The organism is Flavobacterium frigoris PS1 (genome assembly GCF_000252125.1).
Classification (GTDB): Bacteria; Bacteroidota; Bacteroidia; order Flavobacteriales; family Flavobacteriaceae; genus Flavobacterium; species Flavobacterium frigoris_A.
On the sequence record NZ_AHKF01000022.1, the window covers coordinates 167,645 to 179,893 of the forward strand.

A 12,249-nucleotide genomic window follows, 5' to 3' on the forward strand; every position below is an offset into this window, starting at 1 on the left:
CAAAATTGAGGGAAGCACATTAAATAGCATTAGAATAAAAAAAAATTGTAAGTTTGTCATCGCATTAAATCCTTTCTTGATTGTATAGAAAGAATGGATTACAAATCTGAATATGTCTACACAAAATACAAATATTACCGAAAAGAAATATAAAAAACTGTCCATTCAAGTTTCCTTGACCGGACTTTCTTTTTGTTGTTTTGACACACTCAACAATACGATTACTTCCTTTAATGAAGTGCAGTTTGATAGCTTTCATAAAGCGATAAAAATCGAGGATTTATTTTTGAATGCTTTCAGAGATTATCCGGAATTAACTGAGGAATATGACGATGTGCTTGTTTTGCACAATAACAATCTATCCACATTTGTCCCTGCTCCTCTCTTTGACGAAAATTTCATGGGAAGCTATTTACAGTACAATACTAAAGTTTTTGAAACGGATTTTTTTGCCTTTGATGAAATCAGTAATTACCAGATCAATTCGGTTTACATTCCTTATGTCAACATGAATAATTTTTTTATTGACCAGTTTGGCACTTTTGATTATAAGCATGCAAACAGTGTTCTTTTGTCAACCATTTTGGATGCATCCAAAAATAATGACGAAAAAAAAATGACTGTTCATTTTCACCAAGGTCATTTTGAAATCATAGTCATCCAAAATCAAAAATTGTTACTATTCAACTCTTTCGATTATGAGACACCTGAAGATTTCATTTATTACGTCCTATTTACCGCAGAGCAACTGAATTTGAATCCAGAGAAATTTTATCTGGAATTAATAGGAGATATCAGTTCTGAAAATGAATTTTACAAAATAGCATACAAATACATCCGTAACGTTTCACTGATAGACGTTGAAGCCTTACGATGGAACAATTATTTTTCTGAGACCGAAAACAGAAAACATTTTATACTTTTCAACTCATGAGAATAATTTCAGGAAAATTTAAAGGGAGACGAATCTCTCCGCCAAAGGGACTGCCCGTTCGTCCTACTACCGATATGTCTAAAGAGGCATTATTTAATGTATTGAACAACCATTTTAGTTTTGAAGGACTAAAAGTATTGGATTTATTCGCTGGTACCGGGAACATAAGCTACGAATTTGCCTCAAGAGGAAGTTCTCCAATCACCTCTGTAGATGGCGATTTTGGTTGCGTAAAGTTTATCAAGCAAGTCGCTGCCGAATATGATTTTAATATTGCCGCTACTAAAAGTGATGTTTTCAAATTTTTAGAAAGAAACAATGCCACTTTTGATATTATTTTTGCAGATCCTCCTTATGCTTTAGACCAAACTACATTTGAAAAAATCGTATTACTAGTTTTCGAAAAAAACACACTTAATGAGGATGGCATGATGGTTATTGAACATTCTAAATATACCAAACTCGATCATATGATTCATTTTTCATTCAAGAAAAGCTATGGTGGTTCTATATTTAGTTTCTTCGAATTAGCTAAAGGCGAAGAAGAATTAGATGAAGACTTAATGGAAAGCAACAGCGAAGATGAATAGTCAAACTCAATAATACATAAAAGCCCTTGCGTCTGCAAGGGCTTTTATGTGTATCTAAATCTAAAATTATTGGTTTTAGAATTTTAACTGAGAACTTAAATAGCTATATTTATTTTAGCCAATTTATCTAATACCAGCTTATAAGTTGGTGTTTCCATTTCATATTTTACTCCTTCATTGACCACAAACTCTGTCAATGAACCAAGCTCAAATTTCCTTCCCGCCAACACATCACGATGCATTGATGAAGTGGCTGCATGAGGCATTTTTTCTAATTTTAGAATGGTTTGCATAATAATATCATTGGGCAATTCTAATCCCTTTATTGCTGCAATCATGGTAATTTCGTTAAGTAAATCAGCATAAAATTTTCGGCTAGATGCGCTTTCCAGAATCTCACCTATATTCTGATTCAAATAGGAAGTAGCTGATGCTAACGCCGAAATAAATATGAATTTTTCCCAAACCGTTTCTTCGATTGCATCCACAAGCTTACTGTCGATAGCCGCTTTTTGGAAGATTGATTGTAGTGCATTCAATTTATAAATAGAGGCAGTTCTGGATCCGAAAAACAGTTTTTCATATGGTCCCACTTTCTTTATAACTCCTGGAGTATTAATCATTGAAACAATATAGACACATCCCTGTAAAACCTGATTATCAGGAAATAAATCGCTAATTCGATCCGGAGCATCAACACCATTATATAAAGGAAGAAAAATCGTGTTTTTGTTTATGCATTTATTTATAGAAAGAAGACTCTCTTCAATATCATACGTTTTTGTTGCGCAGATAAGATAATCTAGTTTGCCTATAACTTTAGGGTCATTAGAAACAATACTTGGAAATACAATCATTTCAGTTTCATCAGTACTGATTTTTAAACCAGATTCTGATACCACTTTTTGAGTTTCTCCACGAGCTATAAAGATTATTTCAATTTCATCCGATTCGGCATACGCTTTGGCTAAAAGTCCGCCAAAATAACCACCTACGCCACCTAATCCTAAAATCCCTATTCTTGTTTGCATAACTTTCCGTTTAACATAAAAGTAAACCATTAAGAGAATCAGAAAATTAAGTCTTAAACTTAATGAAACATAATTTCTTAATGGTTCTCTTTTAGATTTTAAAATCCTTATTTTATTGCATTTTTATAAAAAATAAAAAAAACAGACCTATAAGCCGGATTCTGTATTCGCCGAGGCGAACCCTTATCATTTATCTAGGCTTACAATTACTCATAAGCTCAAACTATCTACCCTTCAACAACGGACGAGACGCCCTTAAATGCTGATATACTTGATATTTCACCGCATAGAGTTTACCTGGTTTCACTACAGCATTACCTGTACATACTTTCTGTTGCACTTGTCCTAATCTCATCCTTTCAGACAAAACCGACGGGTGTTACCCGCTATGCTTCTCTATGGTGTCCGGACTTTCCTCCTTCTTGATCACTCAAAACGGCGATAAGGCGGTCTGTGCCGCGAATTTACGACAATATATCAACGAAGTCAAGTTTTCATAATTTACTTTAACATGTCTTTTATAAATACTTAGATTTAAAATGGTTATCTTTAAGTAATAATTAAAACTTCGTAATCATGAGACCTATATATCATTACTCGACTGTTTCTGAAGCCCTGGATAATTTAAAAGAAATGGGCTTCGCCTATGATTTTAATATTCACGAAAACGAAATTGTAAATGATCCTAGTGTACATGAAGTGAAACATGTCTATCGTTATGAAGGCAATTCTGACCCTGGAGATTCAGCCGTCGTTTATGGTATAAAGTCGACCTCAGGTAAAAAAGGAGTTTTTGTTTCTGGTTTTTCAGCTAATACAAATAGCGAGGCTGCTCGAGTTTTAAACAAAATATGCATTGAAGGTAGTGAACAATGTAAAATCTAAACTATCAACAACCATAAAATTTACACCCTTTAAATATAAAAAAATATGAAAAGCATATATCATTATGATTCCGTTTCTAAAGCTCTAGATGATTTGAGTGAAAAAGGTTTTAACTTTGATTTCAACCTTCATGAAGAGGATATTTCAAAGAACCCTGATAAGTATGAAATAGTTCATGTTTACCGTTATGAGGGAGATTCTAACCCAGATGACGAGGCTATGGTCTTTGGTATTAAATCAAAATCTGGAAAAAAAGGGGTATTTGTTACTGGATTTTCAGCAAATTCAGTTTCTGAAGCTGCGCAAACATTAATACAAATAAGTATTAAAGACAATATAAAGTAAAGAATAGTCATTAGCTAAAAAATACAATAGTTAAATTTGATACGATTTCTCGCCGTATTTTTATTTCCCTAAAGGATCTATTTTGAACTAAGTTAAAATCTGAGTCTTATCTTTCTTACTGAATAATTATTAGACGAACTAGAAAGGAAAGCGCTTTGGCTAATTAAGAATTATATGAAAATAGCGTTGTAGATACCATCGTTGTTTTCCAATAGGCAATAAATATTTAATCGGCGTGAATTTTTTAAACCAAAAGAATCTAGTCCTCGGTAATACTTAGATATGTCTTCAACAACGATGTTAATTTTAGAATTAAACAAATTATCCTTTTCATAATATAACCGCTTTTCCTATATTTGCTATCGAATAAAAATTCTATGGAACAATTTGTAGTATCGGCGCGGAAATATCGTCCTCAAACATTTAATGATGTAGTGGGACAAAAAGCCATTACCAATACTTTATTGAATGCCATAGACAGCAATCATCTTGCCTCTGCCCTATTATTTACAGGACCTAGAGGAGTAGGAAAAACGACATGTGCTCGTATTCTAGCTCGAAAAATTAATCAGCCGGGCTACGACGATCCTACTGAAGATTTTGCTTTTAATGTTTTCGAACTCGATGCAGCATCAAACAATTCTGTCGATGATATTCGAAGTTTGATCGATCAAGTTCGTATTCCCCCGCAAACCGGAAAATATAAAGTTTATATTATTGATGAGGTGCACATGTTATCTTCAGCAGCATTTAATGCTTTCTTGAAAACATTAGAAGAGCCGCCAAAACATGCCATTTTTATTTTGGCAACGACCGAAAAACATAAAATCATTCCAACGATATTATCTCGTTGTCAAATATTTGATTTTAAAAGAATCACAGTAAAGGACGCCAAAGAGCATCTTGCAGAAGTAGCTACCAATCAAGGTATCGCTTATGAAGATGATGCTTTACATATTATTGCTCAAAAAGCAGATGGTGCTATGCGTGACGCATTGTCCATTTTTGACAGAGTGGTTTCCTATTGTGGTACTAATTTAACACGCCAAGCAGTTACTGAAAACTTAAATGTTCTTGACTACGAAACCTATATCACCGTTACCGATTTAATTCTTGAAAATAAAATTCCTGAATTATTGGTTACTTTCAACGAAATACTTGCTAAAGGATTTGACAGCCATCATTTTGTATCAGGCTTAGCCTCTCATTTTAGAGATTTATTAGTAAGTAAAACACCTTCCACTTTATCCTTGTTAGAAGTTGGAGAACAAGCTCAAAAAATGTATGGATTGCAAGCTCAAAAATGCAGTCAAGATTTTTTGTTAAAGGGAATCGCTATTGCAAATGATTGCGACCTAAAATTCAAACTCAGTCAAAATCAACGATTACTCGTTGAACTTTGTTTGATGCAACTAGCCTCTATCACTTTTGATGGAGAAAAAAAAAAGTTGATTCATACATAATTCCTCCAACTTATTTCAGAAAAAATGATTATTCAATAGCCGATACAACAAAGGCTACTGAATCAATACCTGTTGCAGTAATTCCTGCTATAAACACAGTGCAAGTTTCTGCTAACAAAGAACCTGAGTCAAAACCAGTTTCCAACGAGCAGATCAAAGCAGATACTTCAATTTCAGACGGACCTAAAGTTTCTGCCTTTTCACTAGCAAGTATTCGTGCCAAAAAAGCACTAGAAGAAAGCAATAAATCTTATGTCAAAGAGGAGCTTCAATTGCCAACTCAAAGCTTTTCTGAAACTGAAATGTTATTACATTGGACAAAATACGCAAAGCGACTGGGGGAAAAAGGTTTTAGGATAATGGAATCATTATTACTAATTAATGATCCCGTTTTAAATGGTGTTGCCATTACACTTGAATTACCAAATCAAGGTTCAAAATTAGATTTTGAAAAAGAATTGAATGGACTATTGGGTCATTTGAAAGGACATTTACATAATCATGACATTACGATAGAAGTAATTGTTAACGAAAGTATTCAAAGTAAAAAGAATTTTAACGACCAAGATCGTTACAATAGACTTCATGAGATAAATCCAAATATCGACCTGTTGAGGACAACATTTGGATTGGATTTAAATGTGTAAAATTTAAAATTACTTTACAATATATTTGATTGTTTTATATTTTCCCGTAGTACATCGCTTTAACAATACCATCTGAAAGTCCTATTTTAGGAACATAAATTTGTCTGGCGCCACTCCATTTCATAGCATTAAGATAGATACGCACAGCTGGTATAATTACATCGGCACGATCTGGATTAAGTCCTAGCTCTGATATTCTTTGTTCATAGGTCAATGTATTAAGGAATGCGTACTGAGAATTCACATAGATAAATGACAGCGGTTTTTCCTGTGCTTTTCCTGACATTTTAAAAAGTTTATTGATGTTTCCACCTGAACCTATTAGTGTTATCTCTTCAAAACCCTCCGTATTTGTCTTAATCCATTTTTCTATTTCATCCCAAACAGCATCAACAACCATCTCATTTAATAAACGAACAGTTCCAGCTTTAAAGGATTTTGAAGTCACTATTTTTCCGTTCGAAAATAAGGTAAACTCAGTACTTCCTCCACCTACATCAACAAAGAGATATGTTTCATCGGTATTTAATAAATGAAGCAAATCAGTAGATGCAATTATAGCCGCTTCTTTTTTACCGTCAATAATTTCTATTTCAATGTCAGCTTTATCCTTAATTATATCTACTACTTCCTTACCATTATACGCTTCTCTCATAGCCGATGTTGCGAAAGCTCTATAACTCTGAACTTTGTGCACTTTCATCAAAAGATTGAATGCTGTCATTGCATCACACATCCTATCAATGTTTTCTTCTGATATTTCCCCCACGGTAAATGCATCCTGCCCTAAACGGATAGGAACACGTACCAAGGAACTTTTGTTAAATTGAGGTTCTTTTCCGTCTTGCTCAACAATATTCACTATCAATAAACGCATCGCATTTGATCCAATATCTATAGCTGCATATTTCTTTATTTTAATCATTATTTATTATGATTTTATATTTAGGGTATTGGTTACAATATTAAAAAAAAAAATTATGATTGAAATTTTTAAAATTTTTCGTCTAATAAATCAACTTTGTTTTGATAGTATTTATAGGTTTCTATTTGTGCCCTAAAAATAGGTTCTCCAGTTCGCTCTCTATATCTATTGTCCAATTTATAAGAGTGGTAACGTGCTTTTACATTACCCTTCCATCCTAAATCAAAATTATCTATTAATTCGTTTTTTATATCGTGATCATAAATAGGGCAAGTCACCTCTACCCTGCCATCTAGATTCCTAGTCATAAAATCAGCTGAGGAAATAAAAACTTCCGTTTGACCAGCGTTACCAAAAATATAAATCCTAGCGTGCTCCAAATAATTATCAACGATACTTATCGCTTCAATATTAGCACTCATACCCCTGATACCGGGTATCAAAGAACAAATACCTCTAACCTCTAATTGTATTTTCACTCCTGCATTACTGGCTTCATATAATTTATCTATCATAGCAAAATCAGATAGACTATTCATTTTTAATTTAATATGTGTTTTTCTTCCAGCACGTGCATGTAGAATTTCTCGATCTATTAATTTATAGAATCTCATACGAGTATAATGCGGCGATACAATAAGATGTTTATACCGATGAATTCTGTAATTTATATCAAAAAAATCAAATATTTTAGAAATGTCTTTTAAGATTTGCTGATGACTTGTAAAGAGAGTTACATCTGTATATATTTTTGCGGTTGCCTCATTAAAATTTCCTGTCGAGATAAAACCATAGCGTTTTACTTTAGCACTTTCAATCCTTTCGATGACACATATTTTACTATGTACTTTTAATCCTTTTATTCCGAATATTAGTTCAATTCCTTCTGTTTGCATCTGTTCAGCATAGGAAATATTTGAAGCTTCGTCAAAACGGGCTTGTAATTCTATTTGAACTGTCACTTTTTTTCCGTTTTTTGCGGCATTAATAAGTGAACTAATAATTTGAGAATTTTTGGCCAATCTATAAAGTGTAATTTTGATCGTAGTTACTTTGGGATCAAGAGCAGCTTCACGCAGAAACTTAGTCAGATAAGAAAAAGATTGATAAGGCGCATTTAATAAGTAATCTTTTTTGCTGATTTTTTCTAGTATACTCCCCTCTAGGCTTAATCCCGGAATAGGCAATGGATCATTAGTTTTATATAAAAGATCGTGTCTACCTAAATTCGGAAAATTCATGTAATCTCTCCTGTTGTGATATCTACCGCCTGGTATAATACTATCTGTAGAAACAATTTTCATCTTCTCTAAGAAGAACTCCAGTGTATCTTTTTCAATCATTTGATCGTAAATAAAACGAACTGGCTCACCTATCAATCTATCCTTTACACTGGTAGATATTTTTTCGAGCATACTTTTACTTAAATCACTATCAATATCTAGCTGCGCGTCACGGCTAATTTTTATCATATGCGCCGAAATACTTTCGTAGTCAAAAATATTAAATACACTTTTTAAATTATGTCGAATTACATCATCGATGAGAATAACGTATTGTTTATTTAGATATGATGGTAAAACAACAAATCGATTCATCGTTTTTGGAATTTCGATAATTGCATAACGAACCTCCGAATCCTTTTTCATCACTAATTTTATGGCCAAATAACCAATATTATCCCTCAGTAATGGAAACTCTGATAAGTCATTTAATATTATCGTAACCAATTCTGGACTTAGCTGTTGAATAAAGAAATCTTTTAAAAATATTTCCTGCTCTTCAGAAATTTCATCTTCATTGATAATGAAAATATTTTTTGTTTGAAGTTCATTTTCAATCCCCTTTAGGATCAATAAACTTTCGGTTTGATGCCTAATAACTATCTCTGTAATGTCCTTAACTAATTGCTGAGCTGAAATACCACCAAGAATTTTTTCTCCTGATTTTCCAGACAGACTTAATCTCCGTATTGCTGCAAATCGAACTCTAAAAAACTCATCTAAATTATTGGAAAAAATCCCTAAAAATCTCAATCTATCTAAAAGTGGTACCGAATCGTCTGCTGCTTCTTGAAGTACTCTGGCATTAAATGCTAACCAACTTTTTTCTCTATCTATATATTTTATTTCTGGCACTATATTTATTATTTTAAATCTTTTGGAACTATTATTTTTTTTGTTTTGCCTTTTTCTATTTTTTCCCAGTATTGAGTATCGAACTGTAAAGATACAAATCCACAGGTAGGGACATTAATAATTACAACATTTCCAAATTTATTAACAAAATTCGTCATTGCTGCATTATGCCCAAAAATAATCAAATTGTCAATAGAATTGTCACACGATTTAACGATATCTTCTAGGTTCTTTTCGTCAAAAGTATAAAGTTCACTTTTATAAACGATACATTCTAAGGGGTATAATATGTTTTGAGCAAAAATTCGAGCAGTGTCTGAAGCCCTCTTAGCTACGCTACTCCAAATGATATATGTCTTAGGAATAAAATCGTGAATATTTAATGATACTAAATGAGCATCTTTCATTCCTCTTTGGTCTAATGGTCTATCAATATCTTGCAAAGGTGCATCCCAACTAGATTTTGCATGTCTTATTAATATTAGATTTTTCATATTTGGAATTTTTCATATTAATTTCAAGAAGATTACTTTGGTTTAGAAAGATACAATAATATATTATTATTCTGTATTTGTTTTTATTGAAATTTATCCAAACAGACAAATATTATGTAGGGTAAAAAGTATAAATTATCCTTTATTGTGTTTCTATTTTTTATATTTTATTTTTGTTAAAATAAACCAGCAATTTTTTTTAAAATATTTTAGTCCGATTATTCCTTTAATTAAGATCATTAAAGAATTAGTTTTTCTATCAAGTAAATTAAATCTATTCTACTTTTTACTAATGTTAAGGTTCATATACGGCACCAATCCGTAATTTTAACAATACATTGCAGATATTTGAAAAAAAATAAGGTACTGAAAAACAAGACTTTAAACCCTTATTGGAAATAGCTATTTCGTCTAATTTTTAACATAATTACTATATTTACTCTACAATAAGCAATATACTTTAACAAAATCTTTATTTAGATGTAAGATTCAGAACGCAATTTATTATTCTTTTTAGCTGAAAAATCGTAAAAAAAATGCTTTTTAACGAGTTTTTAGGTTATTCAAAGAGAAAATTTATTAAACAAATCAAATGTAATTAGATTCGTATAAAATTAGGTTTACCTAAATTTTAATGTTCTCAACATAACATTGAGCCACAACCATAATAAAATGGATTATATGAAAACGAAAATTACTCTTCTTTTACTAGCTTTCTTTATGTTCGTTGGTAATACCTATTCCCAAATCGAAACAGATCCTGATCATCTTGGTGGTGCTGTTTATATTGGAAGTGTAGCTCCTTTTACGGTACCAGTTGATATTACGGGTGTACAGCAAAAACCGAGCGCAAAACTGGCAAAAAACACATCAATTACTGGAAAAACTAGTGTGGCTCCTCGTTTGGAATGGCCTAATCCCGGTGCTGTCCAAATTGAAAAAACAGCTGAGGCTACTACTACTCCTGGTAAATGGAAAATTAATATTTTAACGCAGGGAAAAAACATTCCTAAAACTACTGATGTTGTTTTAGTTATTGATGACTCAGGGAGTATGAGCGGAAATAAAATTTCTAGCGCCAGAAGTGCGGCAAAAACTTTTGTCAGCGAATTACTAAACAATTCAACAGGAATTAGAATTGCTGTTGTGACTCTAAATTCTCCCAGTAGTACTGGAAGTCCTCAATTAGACCAAACATTTACAAATAGTACATCGACTTTGAATACAGCAATTGATGCTATAGGTGCTAGTGGAGGTACAAATATACAAGGAGGTTTTTATGCAGCCAGACAATTGGTCAACACCAGTAGTGCTGATAAAAAAGTAGTGATATTATTATCTGATGGAGATCCCACTTATAGTTACCAAACAACAACGTTAATTACTCCTTCCGCTCCTTCTTGTTCAAATAGTAACTGGAATATATCTAGATCTAGTTTTGAAGCTGGCATGACAGTTACTTCAAGTAATTATGGAAATGTTGTAGGAAACGGAAGTTCTTTTAATTATGCTTTATATACAGCAACCTCTAGGAACTGTAATAACTTTGAAGCTGGTAATCACGGAATGCCTACTAAATATGAAGCTAGTTTACTTATAAATGCTGGAGTAGACGTTTATACAATTGGTTTTGATGTTACTGCTGGAGGAAATGCTGAAAACACCTTGTCAGGTTCGCAAAACAAAGGATATTTTGCGGCAACTACTGCCAACATATCAAATATTTATTCACAAATAAGATCTAATATTGCTTATGCAGCAACTAATGCTGTATTAACTGATCCAATGAGTACTTACATTGTCCTGCAAGCTGGAGCAGTTCCATCTTATTCGGTAATCCCAAGTACTACAGGTAACGTCGTAGTCTCTAAAGGGACAGTAACATTTGTTAATAATGGCTATGTTTTAAATGACCCTGATAATCCTGCAAGTGGAAACAGCAGTTTAATTAAATGGAAAATAATTTGGAATATAGGTACTATAAGTGAAATAGGTGATACAATGTATTATTATGTCACTATGGCTCCTAATACAAATCCGACCATTTTATATGATGCCAATGAGAAAACTTATATGGATTATACTGATGTAAATGGTAATATTAATGCACATCAAGAAACACCAACTGATTTTACGATCCCAAAAGTAAGTGGCGGAAAAGGATCCATTGAAATTATTTATTATACTGTTAATGAAAATGGAAACCCTATAAATAGTAATGGAGTCGTTGTGCCAAAAGAAAATGCAGTAAAAATAATTCCTGGAAATAGCAAATACTATGAATATAATGGAAGTACAGCCTTAGATGTCAACCAAAATTATACGGTTTCACCTGAAGCATTATATAATTCAAACAGTTCATTATATCAACTATATTGTACTTTCGGAAATATCTCTATTACACCAACGCCAACAACACCAAATGTAGTAGTTTGGTTTGGTTATAGATTAGGTACAAAACCAACGCTTACACCAACACAACCAACTTGCACTGTTGACACTGGAAGTGTTACAATAACAGGGATTACTGGAGAGACTTACAGTTTCGATGGAGGACCATATAGTACAAATTTAGTTTATAGCGGACTTGCGGCTAGCTCAGCGCACACTGTTACAGCTAAAAATGCAGCAGGTTGCATTTCAGTCGTGAGTAACATCACATTAGACGGATTGCTTGCAAAGCCAACCGCGAACGCAGGGACTGCTTTTACTAAAAATTGTCTGACTAATATATCAGGTGGTGCAATAGGAGAAGCTTCAGAAACAGGATATACTTATTCTTGGGTATCGTCACCTG

11 protein-coding genes and 1 other RNA gene are annotated in these 12,249 nt (G+C 32.8%); 7 read left to right on the forward strand and 5 right to left on the reverse strand.

What is annotated here, in order from left to right; all coding sequences use genetic code 11:
* Window positions 1–112: 112 nt before the first annotated feature.
* On the forward strand, window positions 113–934 hold the full coding sequence (locus HJ01_RS14680) for a DUF3822 family protein (RefSeq protein ID WP_007139266.1): 822 nt from the start codon (window positions 113–115) through the stop codon (window positions 932–934).
* On the forward strand, window positions 931–1,524 hold the full coding sequence (locus tag HJ01_RS14685) for an RsmD family RNA methyltransferase (RefSeq protein ID WP_007139267.1): 594 nt from the start codon (window positions 931–933) through the stop codon (window positions 1,522–1,524). The genes HJ01_RS14680 and HJ01_RS14685 overlap by 4 nt, the downstream gene beginning before the upstream one ends.
* Before the next feature lie 95 nt (window positions 1,525–1,619).
* Here HJ01_RS14685 and HJ01_RS14690 read toward each other — a convergent pair whose 3' ends face one another.
* Entirely contained in the window at window positions 1,620–2,555 is a 936-nt protein-coding gene (locus HJ01_RS14690) for a ketopantoate reductase family protein (protein WP_007139268.1), read from the reverse strand.
* Between the two features lie 134 nt (window positions 2,556–2,689).
* Window positions 2,690–3,013, reverse strand: an RNA gene (gene rnpB, locus HJ01_RS17210) — RNase P RNA component class A.
* Between the two features lie 118 nt (window positions 3,014–3,131).
* Here rnpB and HJ01_RS14695 point away from each other — a divergent pair.
* The 4 genes from HJ01_RS14695 (at window position 3,132) to HJ01_RS17915 (ending at window position 5,895) form a co-directional block, all read left to right on the forward strand.
* Window positions 3,132–3,440, forward strand: coding sequence for a hypothetical protein (locus HJ01_RS14695; protein ID WP_040474005.1), 309 nt, complete (start codon window positions 3,132–3,134; stop codon window positions 3,438–3,440).
* 45 nt (window positions 3,441–3,485) lie between these two features.
* Window positions 3,486–3,785 (forward strand): hypothetical protein, encoded by a 300-nt coding sequence (locus tag HJ01_RS14700; RefSeq protein WP_007139270.1) that lies wholly within the window; start codon window positions 3,486–3,488, stop codon window positions 3,783–3,785.
* Between the two features lie 377 nt (window positions 3,786–4,162).
* The gene (gene dnaX / locus HJ01_RS14705; RefSeq protein ID WP_007139271.1) at window positions 4,163–5,248 is read left to right on the forward strand and encodes a DNA polymerase III subunit gamma/tau; all 1,086 of its coding nucleotides are present in this window, start codon (window positions 4,163–4,165) and stop codon (window positions 5,246–5,248) included.
* Between the two features lie 98 nt (window positions 5,249–5,346).
* Window positions 5,347–5,895, forward strand: a complete 549-nt coding sequence (locus HJ01_RS17915; RefSeq protein ID WP_007139272.1) for a hypothetical protein — start codon at window positions 5,347–5,349, stop codon at window positions 5,893–5,895.
* A gap of 34 nt (window positions 5,896–5,929) precedes the next feature.
* On the opposite strand, the gene HJ01_RS14715 is transcribed toward HJ01_RS17915, so the two are convergent.
* From HJ01_RS14715 to HJ01_RS14725, 3 genes are all read right to left on the reverse strand, one after another.
* Window positions 5,930–6,820 (reverse strand): Ppx/GppA phosphatase family protein, encoded by an 891-nt coding sequence (locus HJ01_RS14715; protein WP_007139273.1) that lies wholly within the window; start codon window positions 6,818–6,820, stop codon window positions 5,930–5,932.
* A gap of 68 nt (window positions 6,821–6,888) precedes the next feature.
* Window positions 6,889–8,958 carry a polyphosphate kinase 1 gene (ppk1, locus tag HJ01_RS14720; RefSeq protein ID WP_007139274.1) on the reverse strand — a complete coding sequence of 690 codons (2,070 nt, stop codon included), beginning with the start codon at window positions 8,956–8,958 and terminating at the stop codon, window positions 6,889–6,891.
* An 8-nt stretch (window positions 8,959–8,966) separates the two neighbouring features.
* Window positions 8,967–9,452: a SixA phosphatase family protein gene (locus HJ01_RS14725; protein WP_007139275.1), complete on the reverse strand. Its 486-nt coding sequence runs from the start codon at window positions 9,450–9,452 to the stop codon at window positions 8,967–8,969.
* 681 nt (window positions 9,453–10,133) lie between these two features.
* Between HJ01_RS14725 and HJ01_RS14730 the strand changes: the two genes are divergently transcribed.
* Window positions 10,134–12,249 (forward strand): vWA domain-containing protein (locus HJ01_RS14730; RefSeq protein WP_157999924.1); only part of this gene is annotated, 2,116 nt, incomplete at its 3' end.